This is a genomic window from Flavobacterium sangjuense (assembly GCF_004797125.1).
GTDB lineage: Bacteria > Bacteroidota > Bacteroidia > Flavobacteriales > Flavobacteriaceae > Flavobacterium > Flavobacterium sangjuense.
Window position 1 is genome coordinate 1380773 of sequence record NZ_CP038810.1, and the last position, 18914, is coordinate 1399686.

Here is an 18914-nt window from a genome sequence, read left to right on the forward strand (position 1 = left end):
ATGAACAAACTTTTCTTTATTGTCCTTTTTCTTTTAAGTTTTCATGGATATTCTCAGGAAGACGCTTGGGTTTATTTTAATGATAAACCAAATGCAGCTGTTCAATTAAATACACCTTTAAATTTTCTTACCCAAAGAGCTTTAGATAGAAGAACAAATCAGGGAATTGCATTAAGTGAAAACGATGTGCCAATTCACCAACCTTATATTGATGGAATTACGGCTGCAAACGGAATTACGGTTAAAGCAAAATCAAAATGGTTTAATTGTCTTCATGTTCGTGGAAGTGTTAACGATATTAGTGCATTGACTTTGTTACCCTATGTAAATCGTGTACGCTTTGCAGATGCTTCGCTGAATTCGAAAAGACCAACCCCAAGAACCATCAATTCGGTCAATAAGCAACTGGATGTTTTGATTAATTTTAATTACGGAAATTCCAATAATCAAATACAAATGCTAAACGGGCATTTACTGCATCAGGCGGATTATACCGGAACAGGCAAAATAATTGCGGTTCTGGATTCCGGATTTATAAATGTTAATTCAACGGCGCCTTTCCAAAGGTTATTCGATAATAATCTGATACTCGGAGGTTATAATTTTGTCAGTCAGAATACCAACGTTTATTCGCTACATAATCACGGAACCATGACGCTTTCCTGCATGGGAGGTTATGTTGATGGTGAACTTGTCGGAACAGCGCCGGATGCGCAATATTATTTATTTGTTACCGAAGATATATCACAGGAAAATCCTGTTGAAGAAAGTTATTGGGTTGAAGCAGCAGAAGAAGCAGACAGGCTTGGGGCAGATGTTATTACGACCTCTTTGGGCTATTATAAGTTTGATAATCCAAATTACGGACATAATTATGATGAATTTACAGGTGACACAGCTTTCGCTTCAAAAGGAGCAAATATTGCTTTTAGTAAAGGAATCGTAGTTGTTGCCAGTGCAGGTAATTCAGGGAGTAGTGCGGAACCGTTGAATCATGTTGCCGTTCCGGCGGAAGCACTAAATGTTTTAGCTGTTGGCGCTGTAAAATTCGATGAGACTTATGCGACTTTTAGCTCAGTCGGACCTTCATTTGATGGAAGGATAAAACCAGATGTAATGGCACAAGGACAAGCTTCAGTGGTTGCTAATACGAGTGGGAATATTCAAACTGCGAGCGGAACTTCCTTTTCTTGTCCAATCTTGGCGGGAATGATAGCTAGTTTTTGGGGAGCAGTTCCAAATTTAACCAACCAACAAATAGTAAATTTTGTTAAGCAATCTGCCGATAGATTTGCTAATCCAACAAACCAATTTGGTTATGGAATTCCCGATTTTCAGTTGGCATTAACTAATGCGCTTTCTGTAAATCAAAATGCAACAGGAAGATTTTTGGTGTATCCAAATCCGGTTTCTGATGAACTTTTTATTTCGTTCCCGGCTACTTTTAGTGAAGCTAAAATTAGTTTTTACAATGCGTTAGGTCAAATTGTTCTTGAGAAAAGCATTCAAAAAACGGATGTATCACTTTCATTGGAAAACATCAATTCCGGGATTTACTACTTTAAAATAAATAGCAATTCGTTTGTTCAAACTGGAAAAATCATTAAAAATTAATACTGAACTCAATTCAGCATAAATGAATAAAATCACCCAACTTTTCAATATAAAATACCCAATTGTTCAAGGAGGAATGATTTGGAATAGCGGTTATAAATTGGCCAGTGCCGTTAGCAATTCAGGAGGTTTAGGATTGATTGGTGCAGGTTCGATGTATCCCGATGTTTTGCGTGAGCACATCCAAAAATGCAAAAAGGCAACATCCAAACCTTTTGGTGTTAATGTTCCGATGCTGTATCCAAATATTGAAGAAATCATTCAAATTATTATTGAAGAAGAAGTAAAAATTGTCTTTATGTCGGCAGGAAACCCAAAAACCTGGACAAGTTATTTAAAGGAAAGAGGAATTACGGTAGTGCATGTTGTGAGTAGTTCAAAGTTTGCTTTAAAAGCGCAGGAAGCTGGAGTTGACGCAGTTGTTGCTGAAGGTTTTGAAGCTGGCGGACATAATGGGAGGGAAGAGACTACTACGTTTACTTTAATTCCGATGGTTAAAGAACAAATAAATATTCCGTTAATAGCAGCAGGAGGAATTGCTTCAGGAAGAGGAATGCTTGCCGCAATGGTTCTTGGTGCAGATGGTGTCCAAATGGGTTCGCGATTTGCAGCGTCGTTTGAAAGTTCCTCTCATGATAATTTCAAGAAAACTATTGTTGGGATAAAGGAAGGTGACACCCAATTAACCTTGAAAGAATTAGCTCCGGTGCGATTGATAAAAAATAAATTTTATAACGACATTCAGGATTTGTATTCAAAATGTCCAACACCTGAAGATTTAAAAGCATTATTAGGTAGAGCCAGAGCCAAGAAAGGTATGTTTGAAGGAGATTTAGAAGAGGGTGAATTAGAAATAGGCCAAATAGCAGGATTAATTCACGAAATTAAATCCGTAAAGGATATTATTGATGAGGTAATTCAAGAATTTGAAACCGCCACAAAAGAAATACAAAGCACTACATTTTAATCGTTTTAGCACTACATTTTAAATCGTTTTGTTTCTACAATTAGTTGTTAATAGGTTTGCAATTGCAAGTAAACTTATTAACAATTTTTTATTTTTAAAAGAGAAATCAGAATATTAATAACTCAGATTTTTTTTTTAAATATTTTGTAAAATGTTATTTTTCAATAAGATAAATCAAATTTTTGTAGTTGAGTTATTTAGATTACTGTTGATTAATTTGTTTATAACATTTTAATAAGTCAAATCCTGTTTCTATTATTATGAGTAATATAGTGGAAGTATTTTTTTGCTTAGGAGTATACTGTTGAATATCAGATTAAATCATTTTTACTTTATAAAGAATGTAAAAATTTAAAGATAGCTTAAAAGAGTGTACAGTCAATCAGTAAAGAATTATCTAAAATTGAATTGCTTATGAGAATCACTACTCTTATTAAAAATTATTCTGTCTACGTTTTTTTATTACTATCTCTTTTAGGGTATAATGATTCTGTATATTCTCAATGTCCTACTGTAACAAATCCCACCCAGTCTTTTTGTGATACACAATCTCCAACTGTTGCTAGTCTTGTTGCTACAGATAATGGTGGTGGTATCAGATGGTATGCCAATGCTACAGGAGGAGCTCCTTTGTCAAGCTCTATAAGTTTAACAAATGGTGAGGATTATTTTGCAGATTCTATTATGGGACCTTGTAGTACAAGGCAAAGTGTTGTGGTTACTGTTTATTCAGCGCCGACTGGTGCAAATTTTCAGGGAGTTTGTGTAACTAGTGCTAACTTAGCAACGCCATCCAATCCTCAATTCGTAATATCGGGTAATGGTTTAAAATGGTATACAGTACCAAGTGGAGGAACTGCTTTGTCTCCTACAGCGGTTTTGTCAGATAACACTATTTATTATATTAGTCAAACAAATCCAGATACAGGATGTGAAACTTCAAGGCTTCAATTATTTGTAAATGTTGGAGTTGTTCCAGTTCCAACTGGTAGTGCTGTTCAGGAATTTTGCAGCATCACTTCTCCAACTGTAAATGATTTAGTGGCTTCAGGTAATAATAATTGGTATTTGACATCAGCATTTGGAATTCCTTTGGATTTATCAACTCCACTTGTAAATGGGCAACATTATTATGCTACTACAGTTGATCCGCCATGTGAAAGTAGTGATCGGTTCGATGTTTTAGTTAATATTTATGAACCAAATGATGCTGGTAATAATGGCAACAGAGGAATATGTATAGATCAGGTTTCTTCGACAGCACCATTTGATTTATTTAATTTATTGGGAGGAACACCTGATAATACAGGCGTTTGGACAGGTCCAATTACTACAACCAATGGTTCTCAAGGTACCCTTGATGTATCAACAATGACTTTGGCAGGAAGTCCTTATGTATTTACCTATACAGTTTCTTCGGCTTTATGTGCAACGGATACTTCAACAGTAACGATAACTATAAATCCACAGCCAACAGTTGTTGTAACCAGTCCACCGGTTTGTGCAGGAACATCAGCGACAGTAACAGCCACGCCAACACCTGCAGGAACCTATACTTATACCTGGACCGTTCCATCGGGAGCAACCAACCCAGGAAACGTAGCAACATTCACCACAACCACCGCAGGCGTTTATAGTGTTGTCATAACAGATACCACAACGACTTGTCCGAGTTTACCGGGACAAACCACAGTTGTTATCAATCCGGTACCAACAGTAGCTGTAACCAGCCCACCGGTTTGTGCAGGAACACCGGCAACAGTAACGGCAACACCAACACCGGCGGGAACCTATACTTATACCTGGACCGTTCCATCGGGAGCAACCAACCCAGGAAACGTAGCCACATTTACTACGACCACCTCAGGCGTTTATAGTGTTGTCATAACAGATACTACAACGACTTGTCCGAGTTTACCGGGACAAACCACAGTTGTTATCAACCCAACACCGACAGTTGCTGTAACCAGCCCACCAGTTTGTGCAGGAACATCAGCGACAGTAACGGCAACACCAACACCGGCTGGAACCTATACTTATACCTGGACCGTTCCATCGGGAGCAACCAACCCAGGAAACGTAGCAACATTCACTACAACCACCGCGGGTGTTTATAGTGTTGTCATAACAAATACCACAACGACTTGTCCGAGTTTACCGGGACAAACCACTGTTGTTATCAATCCGGTACCAACAGTTGCAGTAACCAGCCCACCGGTTTGTGCGGGAACACCAGCGACAGTAACGGCAACACCAACACCGGCTGGAAGCTATACTTATACCTGGACCGTTCCATCGGGAGCAACCAACCCAGGAAACGTAGCAACATTCACTACAACCACCGCAGGTGTTTATAGTGTTGTCATAACAGATACCACAACGACTTGTCCGAGTTTACCTGGACAAACCACTGTTGTTATCAATCCGGTACCAACAGTTGCAGTAACCAGCCCACCGGTTTGTGCGGGAACACCAGCGACAGTAACGGCAACACCAACCCCTGTAGGAACGTATACGTACACCTGGACCGTTCCATCGGGAGCCACCAATCCAGGAAACGTAGCAACATTCACTACAACCACCGCAGGTGTTTATAGTGTTGTCATAACAAATACCACAACGACTTGTCCGAGTTTACCGGGACAAACTACAGTTGTTATCAACCCAACACCAACAGTTGCTGTAACCAGCCCACCGGTTTGTGCAGGCACACCGGCAACAGTAACAGCCACGCCAACTCCGGCAGGAACCTATACTTACACCTGGACCGTTCCATCGGGAGCAACCAACCCAGGAAACGTAGCCACATTTACTACGACCACCGCAGGCGTTTATAGTGTTGTCATAACAGATACCACAACGACTTGTCCGAGTTTACCGGGACAAACCACAGTTGTTATCAATCCGGTACCAACAGTAGCTGTAAGCAGCCCACCGGTTTGTGCAGGAACACCGGCTACGGTAACAGCCACGCCAACCCCTGCAGGAACGTATACGTACACCTGGACCGTTCCATCGGGAGCAACCAACCCAGGAAACGTAGCCACATTTACTACGACCACCGCAGGCGTTTATAGTGTTGTCATAACAGATACCACAACGACTTGTCCGAGTTTACCGGGTCAAACCACGGTTGTCATAAATCCGGTACCAACAGTTGCTGTAAGCAGCCCACCGGTTTGTGCGGGAACACCAGCGACAGTAACGGCAACACCAACCCCTGCAGGAACCTATACGTACACCTGGACCGTTCCATCGGGAGCAACCAACCCAGGAAACGTAGCCACATTTACTACGACCACCGCAGGCGTTTATAGTGTTGTCATAACAGATACTACAACGACTTGTCCGAGTTTACCGGGACAAACCACTGTTGTTATCAATCCGGTACCAACAGTTGCAGTAACCAGCCCACCGGTTTGTGCGGGAACACCAGCGACAGTAACGGCAACACCAACACCGGCTGGAAGCTATACTTATACCTGGACCGTTCCATCGGGAGCAACCAACCCAGGAAACGTAGCAACATTCACTACAACCACCGCGGGTGTTTATAGTGTTGTCATAACAGATACCACAACGACTTGTCCGAGTTTACCTGGACAAACCACTGTTGTTATCAATCCGGTACCAACAGTTGCAGTAACCAGCCCACCGGTTTGTGCGGGAACACCAGCGACAGTAACGGCAACACCAACACCGGCTGGAAGCTATACTTATACCTGGACCGTTCCATCGGGAGCAACCAACCCAGGAAACGTAGCAACATTCACCACAACCATCGCAGGCGTTTATAGTGTTGTCATAACAGATACCACAACGACTTGTCCGAGTTTACCTGGACAAACCACTGTTGTTATCAATCCGGTACCAACAGTTGCAGTAACCAGCCCACCGGTTTGTGCGGGAACACCAGCGACAGTAACGGCAACACCAACCCCTGCAGGAACCTATACGTACACCTGGACCGTTCCATCGGGAGCAACCAACCCAGGAAACGTAGCCACATTTACTACGACCACCGCAGGCGTTTATAGTGTTGTCATAACAGATACTACAACGACTTGTCCGAGTTTACCGGGACAAACCACTGTTGTTATCAATCCGGTACCAACAGTTGCAGTAACCAGCCCACCGGTTTGTGCGGGAACACCAGCGACAGTAACGGCAACACCAACACCGGCTGGAAGCTATACTTATACCTGGACCGTTCCATCGGGAGCAACCAACCCAGGAAACGTAGCAACATTCACTACAACCACCGCGGGTGTTTATAGTGTTGTCATAACAGATACCACAACGACTTGTCCGAGTTTACCTGGACAAACCACTGTTGTTATCAATCCGGTACCAACAGTTGCAGTAACCAGCCCACCGGTTTGTGCGGGAACACCAGCGACAGTAACGGCAACACCAACACCGGCTGGAAGCTATACTTATACCTGGACCGTTCCATCGGGAGCAACCAACCCAGGAAACGTAGCAACATTCACCACAACCACCGCAGGCGTTTATAGTGTTGTCATAACAGATACCACAACGACTTGTCCGAGTTTACCGGGACAAACCACAGTTGTTATCAATCCGGTACCAACAGTTGCAGTAACCAGCCCACCGGTTTGTGCGGGAACACCAGCGACAGTAACGGCGACACCAACACCGGCTGGAACCTATACTTATACTTGGACCGTTCCATCGGGAGCAACCAACCCAGGAAACGTAGCAACATTCACTACAACCACCGCGGGTGTTTATAGTGTAGTCATAACAGATGCCACAACGACTTGTCCAAGTCTGCCGGGTCAAACCACAGTGGTTATTAATCCAACACCGACAGTTGCAGTAACCAGCCCACCGGTTTGTGCGGGAACACCAGCGACAGTAACGGCAACACCAACCCCTGTAGGAACGTATACGTACACCTGGACCGTTCCATCGGGAGCCACCAATCCAGGAAACGTAGCAACATTCACTACAACCACCGCAGGTGTTTATAGTGTTGTCATAACAAATACCACAACGACTTGTCCGAGTTTGCCTGGTCAAACTACAGTTGTTATCAACCCAACACCAACAGTTGCTGTAACCAGCCCACCGGTTTGTGCAGGCACACCGGCAACAGTAACAGCCACGCCAACTCCGGCAGGAACCTATACTTACACCTGGACCGTTCCATCGGGAGCAACCAACCCAGGAAACGTAGCCACATTTACTACGACCACCGCAGGCGTTTATAGTGTTGTCATAACAGATACCACAACGACTTGTCCGAGTTTACCGGGACAAACCACAGTTGTTATCAATCCGGTACCAACAGTAGCTGTAAGCAGCCCACCGGTTTGTGCAGGAACACCAGCGACAGTAACGGCAACGCCAACTCCGGCAGGAACCTATACTTACACCTGGACCGTTCCATCGGGAGCCACCAATCCAGGAAACGTAGCCACATTTACTACGACCACCGCAGGCGTTTATAGTGTTGTCATAACAGATACCACAACGACTTGTCCGAGTTTACCGGGACAAACCACAGTTGTTATCAATCCGGTACCAACAGTTGCAGTAACCAGCCCACCGGTTTGTGCGGGAACACCAGCGACAGTAACGGCAACACCAACCCCTGTAGGAACGTATACGTACACCTGGACAGTTCCATCGGGAGCAACTAATCCGGGTAATGTAGCAACATTCACTACCACAACTTCAGGTGTTTATAGTGTTGTCATAACAGATACAACTACGACTTGTCCAAGTCAACCTGGTCAAACTACAGTTGTTATTAATCCTTTGGCAGATGCTGGGAATGATGGGACATTGGATATTTGTTCCAACCAAAATTCTGTAGATTTATTCAATTCATTATTAGGAACACCACAAACAGGAGGAACTTGGTCACCAGCATTAGCAAGTGGTAATGGGACTTTTGATCCTGCGGTAGATACTTCGGGAGTTTATACTTATACAATTACGGGTATTGCACCTTGTATTAACGATACTGCTACAGTGACGGTTGCAGTTACTCAAGGCCCGGAAGCAGGAAATGACAATTCACTTGTGATTTGTATAAACAACCCTGCTCAGGACTTATTTTTATTATTAGGCCCAAATGCAGAACCAGGAGGTACATGGTCACCAGTAATGGCGAGTGGAACAGGATTCTTTGACCCGGCAGTTGATCCACAAGCAGATTATACTTATACATTGTCCGGAACTGCACCTTGTTCAAATGATGATGCTACAATATCGGTAACAGTGAACCCAATTCCGGATGCCGGAACAGATGGAGCTAAAACATTTTGTTCGAATGGTTCTTCAGAAGATTTATTCCTTTCCCTTGGAGGAACACCACAAGCAGGAGGAATTTGGTCACCAGCTTTAGCTAGCGGAACAGGGTTTTTTGACCCAACAGTTGATACTGCAGGAGCTTATACTTATACCGTTGGAAGTACTTGTATTACGCCTTCATCCGCAATAGTAACCGTTTCTATAACTCAAGCACCAAATACAGGTGGAGTAGGACAAACTTTGAACACTTGTACGGATGTAACTTCTCTTGATTTATTCACTGGTTTAGATGGGACTCAAGATGCCGGAAACTGGAGTGATGATGATGCTACCGGTGCATTGGTAAACAATATTTTCAACCCATCAACAGTTGGAGTAGGAACCTATCATTTCACTTATACAGTATTGGGAACTTCTCCTTGTGCAGATGGGACTTCAATGGTAACAGTGATTGTAAATCCATTACCAAATGCGGGTAATGCAGTTACGATTGCTCCGGTTTGTACTTCGGTTGGAACCATAGATTTAAATACTTTATTAACGGGTCAGGATGCTGGCGGTACATGGTCGGTGACTACACCAGTAGATATTAGTGCTTTTGCAGCCGGAACTTATACCTATACTTATTCGGTAACAAATTCATGTGGAATAGATACTCAGGACGTACAGTTTACAGTGCTGCCAAATCCGATAATAGCTTCTTCCAATATTGTCATTTTTCCGGTTTGTATTGGTTTAGATGTGACCGTGAATTTAACCGGAATGGTAGATGGAACCTACGCATTGAATTATGATTTAAACGGAAGCAATACACTTACGAATCAAAATGTAACAGTAGTAATTTCGGGTGGTAATGGAAGCTTTACGATTCCGGCAGCAAACGTTCCTAATATAGGTACAACCACAATTACTTTTTTCACAATTCAAGATACAACGACTACTTGTCTGGTTGCTTTGAGCAATGCGGTAGGAACAATTACTATCAATCCGATAGTTCAAATTGACAATACCAATATAGCTGTTTCTACTATTTGTATTGGAAGTGTAGCAACCGTTGTAATTTCAAATGCGACAAATCTTCCTGACGGAGTTTATCAATTTAATTATAGCATTCCAACAGGAACTCCAATAACAGGTAACTCAGGAGACGTTACTATAACAGGAGGCATCGGCCAGTTTACTGTTCCGGCTTCTGTTTTTGCAACAGTTGGAAGTTATACTATTACGATTAACAGCATTACTACTACAACTGGTTGTTCTAACATAGCGGAAGATGCAAATACTACTTTTGATGTTGTTGCTCCTTTAACTGCAGGGACATTTACAGGTCTAACTTCTGTTTGTCCATCAGTTGGAATAATTGATTTATTTGCACTTTTAAATGGTGAAAGTACTGGTGGAACTTGGACGGATAGTGCATCTGCAATCGTAACATCTCCAATAAATATTAGCAGTTTCACTGCAGGAACTTACAGTTATACTTATACCGTAACTAACGCCTGTGGTACGGATACAGAAGTGGTTCAATTTACAGTTTATGCTGCTCCACAATTAACAACGCTGAACATTTCGACTTCGCCAACATGTATCGGAACCAATGCCGTTGTAAATCTTAACGGAATGGTTGACGGAACCTATACTTTAAACTATGATTTAAGCGGAAGCAACACTCTAGCCGGTCAATCGGTTGTGGTTACTATTGCTGCAGGAATTGGAAACTTTACGATTCCAACAGCATCGATTCCAAATGTCGGAACCACAGTAATTACATTTACCAGTATTACTAATAATGCAACGACTTGCACAAGCATATTGACAAATGTTACCGCACAACTAATCATTCGACCTTTGGCTGATATTGATAACGCGAATTTAAGTATTGCTAATGTCTGTTTAGGAAATGGTATAACAGTAAATATAACCGCTGCAATAAATCTACCGGATGGTGTTTATCAATTTAATTATTCTATACCAGGTGCTACTCCGGTAGCTGGAAATTCAGGAGATGTAACTATAACTTCCGGAGTTGGACAATTTACAATTTTATCAACGGTATTCACTACAGCAGGAAATTATACACTAACGGTTTCCGGAATAATAGCCGCAACGGGTTGTACCAATGCTGCTGAAAATGCTACAGCTAACTTCACTATTATCCCAATTCCAAATGCAGCCGGAGCCAGAGTTTCAGCTCAGGATACCTGTCCTAATTCAGACAGTAATGTTACCATAGCCGGAATTAGTAATTTACCTGATGGAACTTATTCATTAACGTATCAATTGTCAGGAGCAAATACAGGAACGGATACTGTTTCGGTAACGTTTACAAATGGTGGTGCAACATTTACCATTCCAGGTGCAAGCATAGTAAATAACGGACAGACAACAGTTCAAATTACCAGCCTAACTTCTCCAAGTAATACTTGTGGATTAAATGGGACAGCTGCACTAACAGGTAATTTCGATGTCATATCAGACCCAGCACCGGTGTTAAATGATAGAGGTGATCTTTTCTGTGGAACCAATGTTCCGGCACCAACCATTGCCGATTTATCAGCAAATATTGTTGGGACGCCAACCATGATTTGGTATGATGCACTAACAGGCGGAACAGCATACAGCCCTTCTGACTTATTGATAAACGGTACAACATATTATGGCGCTGTAGTTTCCGCAACAGGTTGCGAAAGTGTACGTCTTCCGGTTACTGTTGATTTAACAATTTGTGATGTGATAATTCCGGATGGATTCTCACCAAACAATGATGGAATAAACGACACTTTTGAAATTCCAAACCTTGCTATTTTATATCCAAATTTCAAATTAGAAGTATACAACCGCTATGGAAGTTTAATCTATACAGGAAACAGAAACAAAGAAAATTGGGGTGGAACAACTACTGAAAGTGGATTGAATTTAGGGGATAAATTACTGCCAACCGGTGTTTATTTCTATATACTGAATTTCAATGACGGAACAAGAAAAGCTATTCAAGGTAGAGTATATCTAAACAGATAGGAGAAATGAGTGCAACTATGAAACATAAAATTATTAAATATCTCTTAGTACTGCTTGTTGTTTTTTTAACATCAAAAATGCGAGCGCAACAAGATCCACAGTTTACTCACTATATGTATAATATGAGTGTCATGAATCCTGCTTACGCAACAGATAATGCTGATGTGATAAATATGGGAGGATTGTATCGCGCGCAATGGATTGGAATTGAAGGAGCACCAACAACACAAACCTTTTTTGCCCACAAACCACTATCCAAAAGAGTAGAAATAGGTATTTCAGTTGTTCATGATGAAATAGGAGATGTGGTCAAAGAGAATAATATTTTTGCCGATTTTGCGTATGTTTTACCATTAGGTGAAACTACTAAATTGTCTTTTGGATTAAAAGCCGGAGTTACGTTGTTCGATACAAATTTCAACGGATTTGTGCTTACAGACCCAGCTCCCGATCCGGCGTTTCAGAATAATATAAGTCAAACGTTTCCTAACATCGGAGCAGGAACGTATTTGTTTGGGTCCAATTATTATCTTGGATTTTCAGCACCAAATTTAATGACCTCAAGACATATAGAAACCATAAACGGGCATGCCGGAAGTGGCGTAGAATCGGTTCACTTTTTTATGACTGGTGGTTATGTATTTACATTTAACGGAAATGACAACTTCAAACTGAAACCGGCATTTATGGCAAAAGGAGTTGAAGGCGCACCGGTAGCAATAGATTTAACAACCAATGTGTTAATCAATAATAAATTTGAATTGGGAGCAGGTTATCGTATGGGAGATTCCGTTAGCGGTTTAGCAAGTTTTTATATCACACCAACACTCAGAATTGGATATTCTTATGATTATACGCTTTCCAATTTGAGGGATTTCAATTCGGGTTCGCATGAAGTCTTTTTACTATTTGATTTGGATTTAGGTAAACTTTCTTCGGGTAAAGGTTACGATAAATCACCACGATTCTTTTAAAATGAAAATGATGAAAAAATTCTACTACATACTTTTTGTTTTTTGCAGTATCACCACTCTTTTTGCCCAAAAAAAAGTCAGTGTTAAACAAGCCAACACTTTGTTTGCAAGTAAGTCTTATGTCAAAGCTGCCGAAGCTTATGAACAAATAATTCAGACGAAACAAACCAAACAAGTGTTGCAAAATTTAGGAGATTGTTACTACTACAATTTCCAAATGACCAATGCGGTTCGTGCCTACGGACAATTATTTTTCACCTTTAAAGACAGTGTTAAAAAGGATGTTTTTTTCAGATATGCCAATGCACTGAAAGGAACGAAAGATTTTGAAAAAGGTGATGCCATGATGTCGGAGTATTTAGGGTTTGACCAAAATACTCCAAAATTCATGAAGAACATCACCCGAAATACACCAAATAGTTTCAAGTTGCAAATCATGTCAAAAAACAAAACCAATGGCGATTTCGGAATTTCTTTTTATGGCGATAAAGTAACGTTTGCTTCCACACGAAATGCACAAGAGAAAGCCTATGGTTGGAACGACAAACCTTATTTGGACTTGTTTTCTGCTTCTGTTGACAGCCAGGGGCAATTGGTAAAAGTTGAACCTTTTTCTGCCATTATCAATACAAAGAAACACGAAAGTTCGGCATCATTCAGCGCTGATGGGAAAACAATGTATTTCAACAGAAGTGGTGAAAAACAGGTTAAAATTGGCGATGAAAGAGTAGCCATGATTAAAATCTATAAGGCCGAATTTGTAGATGGCAAATGGACTAATGTAACGATGTTGCCATTCTCTAGCGATTCTTATTCAGTCGAGCATCCATTCCTGACAAAAGACGGAAAGAAACTTTATTTCGCGAGTGATATGCCAGGAACATTAGGCAATATGGATATTTATGTTGTGGATATAGGTGAAGATGGTGCTTACAGTCCGCCAAGAAATTTAGGCCCAACTATCAACACCAACCAAAGGGAACAGTTTCCTTTTGTAACCGAAGACGGAACGCTTTATTTTGCTTCTGACGGACATCAGGGCAATGGAAATTTAGATGTTTTCATGAGTTTAAAACTCAGTGATACCGAATTTGATAAACCACTCAATTTAGGCTCGACGATTAACAGCGAAATGGATGATTTCAATTTCATTCTGGATGAGAAAAATGACAAAGGTTATTTTGCTTCTAATAGAACCGGTGATGATAATTTATACACTTTCATTCAGGAAGAAAACAAATTGCAGTATTTGGTTGAAGGAGAAGTTAGAGATTTAAAATCAACCGAACTTTTGCCTGGCGCAACGGTAAAACTATTTGATGACAAAGGCAATCTTCTGGAAGAAATTTTGGTAGGTAAAGATGGTACATTCACTTTTAATACGGAGCCAAACAAGAAATACAAAATCATGGCTTTCAAGGATTTTTATATTCCGGCTGAAGCCGAATTTGACACCAGTCAAAAAGGTAAAGTGTATATAGATTTGCAGATGAAAGTCGAGTCGTATTATGATGCGGAAGACATCATCAATAAAAAAGACGACGGAACAGTGCTTATCGAATTGGAAAATATTTATTTCGATTTGGATAAATGGAATATCAAACCACAAGCAGCGCAAGTGCTTGACGTCTTGGTAAGCTTGTTAAAAAAATATCCATACATGGAAATTCAAATTGGTTCACACACCGATTCGCGTGCGTCGGCTGTTTATAACCTGAGGTTGTCAAACAAACGTGCCGCATCAGCATTAGAATACCTGGTACAAAATGGAATAGAGCGAAAAAGGCTGCGTTCTATAGGTTATGGCGAAACCAAACCTTTGATTATCTGCCCTAAAAATGACTGTACCGAAGCAGAGCATGCCACAAATCGTAGATGTACATTTATGATTTTGAAATAGGAGTTAGTTGTTGTTAAATATTTGAATTTTTTGAAAAATGCACACTTGATCGGGGTGCATTTTTTTTGTCAACTATTCATTGCGAATCTGTATTTTTGTATGACTCAATTAAAAACTATGAACAAGCTTCTTCCTTTTGTATTCTTATTCGTTATTTCAAATCTAACCGCACAGCAACGACCAAAATTGGTAGTTGGTATTGTGGTTGACCAAATGAAAACGGAATACCTGTATCGCTTTCAAAGTGATTTTTCCGAAAACGGTTTTAAACGATTGATGAATGATGGTTTTACGTTTTACAATATGCATTACAATTATATGCCAACTTATACCGCGCCGGGACACGCTTCAATCTACACAGGAACAACACCGGCGATGCACGGAATCGTGAGTAACGAATGGTATAGCAGAAGCGCAGGAAAAGAAGTCTATTGTACCGATGACGCTTCGGTTAAAACGCTTGGCGATGGCACCAAAGAAGAAGGAGAAATGTCGCCTAAAAATTTGCAAACGACAACAATTACAGATGAGCTTCGTTTAACAACCAACTTCAAAGGGAAGGTAATTGGCATCAGCATGAAAGACAGAGGTGCGATTCTTCCTGCCGGGCATTTTGCCAATTGGGCATTTTGGTACAGCAAAACGGGAAGCTTTATTTCGAGTACTTTTTATGGTTCAACAATGCCGGATTGGGCAACCGAATTCAATGCACAAAAAGGTTATATGAAATATATTAACCAAGGCTGGGATTTATTAAAACCAATCGCAACTTATGATGAAAGTCTGGATGATGATAATCCATATGAAGGCAAATTATACAAAGTAGACAAACCTGTTTTTCCATACGATTTAAAAGCAATGCTCGAAAAAAACAACCCAAGTATTTTGCGAGCAGTGCCTTTCGGAAATGATTATGTTGCCGACTTTGCCAAAACAGCCATCGAAAAAGAATCGTTAGGAAAAGACAACGTTACCGATTTTTTAGCGGTTAGTTTTTCTTCTACTGATTATGTTGGACACATTCTTGGTCCGCGTTCAATCGAATTGCAGGACACCTATTTGCGTTTGGATTTGACCATTGCTGACTTGCTGACATATTTGGATAAGACTGTCGGAAAAGGAAATTATTTGGTTTTCCTGACAGCCGATCACGCCGGAGCTGAAAATGCACAATTCCTAAAGGATAGCAAATACGATGTTACCAATCTTGTTGGCAAGGAACTCGATAAAAATCTGGAGAAATTTTCAACGGATACTTTTGGCGAAAATTTAGTGTTGCATTACGATAGCTTTAATCTGTTTTTTAATAAAGAAAAAATCAAAGCTAAAAATTTAGATTTAGTTACCGTGAAAAAGGCATTTAAAGACTTTTTAATGACGCAAAACTATGTAAAACGCGTTTATACCGAAGAAGAGATTTTAGCCAATTCAGGAGCCGATTATCATTTGAATTGTATTGCAAAAGGCTATGATGTAACTCAAAATGGCGACATGATTGTTTTGGATAAACCGGGTTATATTGAATACGGACCAACCGGAACTTCACACGGAACGACCTATAGTTATGATACGCATGTGCCGTTGTTGTTTTATGGCTGGAAAATCCCAAAAGGCGAAAGCCACGAGAAAAAAGTAATCACTCAGATTGCACCAACCTTATCTCAAAAACTAAAAATCACACTTCCCAACGGAACAGAATCACAAGTATTAACTGAGATTTTGGATAAATAGTTTCATCATTTTTTCATTCACACTAAAGGTCTAAAATTCTAAAATTAAGGATGAGTACGTTTGTAATTAGTAAAAGATACAACGGTGATTATAAGTTTGTTTTTGCCTCCAGAAAAGGGAAAACAATTTTTACCAGTATCGCCTGTAAACATAAATCGGATTGTGAAAGCATGATTTTAGCAATCAAAGAAAACATGGCATTGTTTGCTTTTACAAAAGTCAGAAAGGCATCTAACAAGTATTTTTTTAGGTTATCTAAAGACGGTTTGGTCTTGGCTAATAGCCGAAAATTTTCAACAGAGCTTATGTTGCAAAAAGGAATTGATGAAATTATTACTTATGCCCATAAAGCTGAAATACTGGACTTTTCAGAAAATGACTTTGCCTTTTCTGACGATAGCGCTGTTTTTGAAGAAGGAGCGCAATAGTTACATACTTTCCCCAAACGTCAATAAATTGTGGTCTGGATCAAGTAGCGAAAATTCTTTTTGTCCCCAAGGTTTGGCTTCTAAATAGCCATTGGGATGAATACGTACTTTTCTGTCCAATAAGTTTTGGTAAAAATTATCAATTCCATCAACCCGAATATAAACCTGTCCATAGTTTTCGGTTTGATCAAGTGCTGCAAATTCAAAAAAGTGAATCTGGATGTTGTCTTTTTGAACCATAAGATAACCATCATGATCAGCGCTTCCAAATAGCCGGAAACCCAATTGGTTTACATAATAGTCAAGCGTAACGGCTTTATTGCGCATGGGAAGTTTTGGATTGATTTGTGTAAGCATAATAATTAATTTGATTATCCGAACTATCGGGTTAACGGTTTGGCACTATTCGCTTTTGTCTTATTCTTTCAATTCTTTTAGTGACTAAATTAGTTAAGAATAGAGAAAACCCTACCGTTAGTATTGATAAAGTTATTCCCAATAGACTACCGGTGATTGGAATATTCAGAGACTTTAGTATAGTAAATAGCAATATATGAGAGATATAAATCGGATAGGATAATTCGCCTATGTAGGCATCCTTTTTCCAGTTTTTTGTTAAAATGAAAACAAAGGGTAAGGTAATGAAGAATCCAAATAAATAGAGTTTGTCTTTATGTGGTATGGGTAGAAAACTATGAAAAAGCGTAGCTCCAATAACGGAAAGCCAAATGAGTTGCAGATAGATTTTTTTTATTGATAGCGTATCTAATTTTTTGTATGCATGATAAGAAACAATTCCCAAAAGGAAAAAAACCAATTCAGTTGGAAAAAAACGATAGGTCCATGGATCGTTTTTCAGGTTAAAATGGTAGTATAAGACAGCTCTAAGAAGCAACGAAAGGAGGATTAACGGAATGATGATGTTGAGTTTTCTTCGTACAAGAAACGGGGCAATAATGTAAAAAGCTATTTCAACTCCGATAGTCCATGCTTGTGGAACCATTAAAAAATTATAAAGTGCAGGAGTATGACGATGAAAATTAGAAGTAAAAAAGAGATTTCCGCTGGCAGTATCTAATGATAAAAACATAACAGTATCCTGCAAAAAAAGGAATAGATTGGTAAACACAAAATAAATAAAACTACCAATACTCATAACGTTCCAATAGTCCGCATAGTAACTAAAACTACCTAAATCATTTCCTTTCGAATAAATTGATACAACGACAGAGTATAGAATAGTTAAAAGTAGTACAGTCCAATATATTGGGAACAATCGCAAAAGCCTGTTCGATATGAATAATTTGTATGAGCTGTTTTTCCCTACGTATTTTTCATTAAGGATTAAAGTCATATAAAATCCTGAAATGATATAAAAAGCCTGAACAGCTAGTGCTCCACCAACAAGTTGAAATCCAAAAATTGAACTGGAATGTCCAAGCACCACTGTTATTGCCAAAAGAAATCTTAATAAACCCATGTCTTTTATGGTAAAAGTATTGTCACGGTACTAATATACAACTCTACAAAGATTATAGGTAAAACTATTTTACCAAGAGTTATTATTGTATTGCGATTTTGAAAGGTCATTATTTACCAATAACCAACGGAACAGTATAAAGCACCCTGACAATTTGATCCTTCACTTTTCCGGGATTCCACTTTGGCAGGTTTTCTAATATCCGAATTAATTCCTTGGCTTTATCAGCATCAACGCCACGAAGGATTTTCACATCGCTAAGCGAACCATCTTTTTCTATTACAAATATGGCATATACTTTTCCTTTTACTTCTGCGGGATATGTTTTTAAGTAGCTTTCATTTACAAGCGATTTTAATTTATCCAATCCACCCGGAAATTCAGGTTTTGTATTAAGTCCGGCAACGTTGTAAATATTATTGTCCTCGACCTTTTCGGCAGTTTGTGAAAAGTTAGCAATGGAATAAAATAGAAGAAGTAATGTGATTATTTTTTTCATGGGATGTTTAGTGCTTTT

Annotated in this window: 10 protein-coding genes; 7 read left to right on the top strand and 3 right to left on the bottom strand. The window is 39.8% G+C overall.

Translation table 11 applies throughout. The annotated features are described in order from the left end of the window. The 7 genes from GS03_RS06130 (at position 1) to GS03_RS06160 (ending at position 16917) form a co-directional block, all read left to right on the top strand. Positions 1–1614 (top strand): S8 family serine peptidase, encoded by a 1614-nt coding sequence (locus tag GS03_RS06130; RefSeq protein WP_136151672.1) that lies wholly within the window; start codon positions 1–3, stop codon positions 1612–1614. A gap of 22 nt (positions 1615–1636) precedes the next feature. Further along, a complete protein-coding gene (locus tag GS03_RS06135; protein WP_136151673.1) occupies positions 1637–2581 on the top strand; it encodes an NAD(P)H-dependent flavin oxidoreductase in 945 nt (314 codons plus the stop codon). Positions 2582–2995: 414 nt separating this feature from the next. Then, positions 2996–11884 (top strand): gliding motility-associated C-terminal domain-containing protein, encoded by an 8889-nt coding sequence (locus GS03_RS06140; protein ID WP_136151674.1) that lies wholly within the window; start codon positions 2996–2998, stop codon positions 11882–11884. 17 nt (positions 11885–11901) lie between these two features. Further along, complete coding sequence (locus GS03_RS06145) at positions 11902–12858, top strand: PorP/SprF family type IX secretion system membrane protein (protein ID WP_136151675.1); 957 nt, start codon at positions 11902–11904, stop codon at positions 12856–12858. Positions 12859–12868: 10 nt separating this feature from the next. Next, entirely contained in the window at positions 12869–14758 is a 1890-nt protein-coding gene (locus GS03_RS06150; RefSeq protein ID WP_136151676.1) for an OmpA family protein, read from the top strand. A gap of 117 nt (positions 14759–14875) precedes the next feature. Next, entirely contained in the window at positions 14876–16489 is a 1614-nt protein-coding gene (gene pafA / locus GS03_RS06155; protein ID WP_136151677.1) for an alkaline phosphatase PafA, read from the top strand. A 50-nt stretch (positions 16490–16539) separates the two neighbouring features. Then, on the top strand, positions 16540–16917 hold the full coding sequence (locus GS03_RS06160; RefSeq protein ID WP_136151678.1) for a DUF1508 domain-containing protein: 378 nt from the start codon (positions 16540–16542) through the stop codon (positions 16915–16917). Here GS03_RS06160 and GS03_RS06165 read toward each other — a convergent pair whose 3' ends face one another. The 3 genes from GS03_RS06165 to GS03_RS06175 form a co-directional block, all read right to left on the bottom strand. Then, on the bottom strand, positions 16918–17274 hold the full coding sequence (locus GS03_RS06165; RefSeq protein ID WP_136151679.1) for a bleomycin resistance protein: 357 nt from the start codon (positions 17272–17274) through the stop codon (positions 16918–16920). It lies immediately after the preceding gene. Positions 17275–17305: 31 nt separating this feature from the next. Then, entirely contained in the window at positions 17306–18397 is a 1092-nt protein-coding gene (locus GS03_RS06170) for an acyltransferase family protein (RefSeq protein ID WP_136151680.1), read from the bottom strand. Positions 18398–18506: 109 nt separating this feature from the next. Continuing rightward, entirely contained in the window at positions 18507–18896 is a 390-nt protein-coding gene (locus GS03_RS06175; RefSeq protein ID WP_136151681.1) for an energy transducer TonB, read from the bottom strand. Positions 18897–18914: the final 18 nt, after the last annotated feature.

Bases quoted from the DNA above. Each gene is read 5' to 3' on its own strand.
- GS03_RS06135 (WP_136151673.1), top strand. From the start codon at position 1,637: ATGAATAAAATCACCCAACTTTTCAATATAAAATACCCAATTGTTCAA.
- GS03_RS06130 (WP_136151672.1), top strand. From the start codon at position 1: ATGAACAAACTTTTCTTTATTGTCCTTTTTCTTTTAAGTTTTCATGGA.
- pafA (WP_136151677.1), top strand. From the start codon at position 14,876: ATGAACAAGCTTCTTCCTTTTGTATTCTTATTCGTTATTTCAAATCTA.
- GS03_RS06145 (WP_136151675.1), top strand. From the start codon at position 11,902: ATGAAACATAAAATTATTAAATATCTCTTAGTACTGCTTGTTGTTTTT.
- GS03_RS06170 (WP_136151680.1), bottom strand. From the start codon at position 18,397: ATGGGTTTATTAAGATTTCTTTTGGCAATAACAGTGGTGCTTGGACAT.
- GS03_RS06165 (WP_136151679.1), bottom strand. From the start codon at position 17,274: ATGCTTACACAAATCAATCCAAAACTTCCCATGCGCAATAAAGCCGTT.
- GS03_RS06140 (WP_136151674.1), top strand. From the start codon at position 2,996: ATGAGAATCACTACTCTTATTAAAAATTATTCTGTCTACGTTTTTTTA.
- GS03_RS06175 (WP_136151681.1), bottom strand. From the start codon at position 18,896: ATGAAAAAAATAATCACATTACTTCTTCTATTTTATTCCATTGCTAAC.
- GS03_RS06150 (WP_136151676.1), top strand. From the start codon at position 12,869: ATGAAAAAATTCTACTACATACTTTTTGTTTTTTGCAGTATCACCACT.
- GS03_RS06160 (WP_136151678.1), top strand. From the start codon at position 16,540: ATGAGTACGTTTGTAATTAGTAAAAGATACAACGGTGATTATAAGTTT.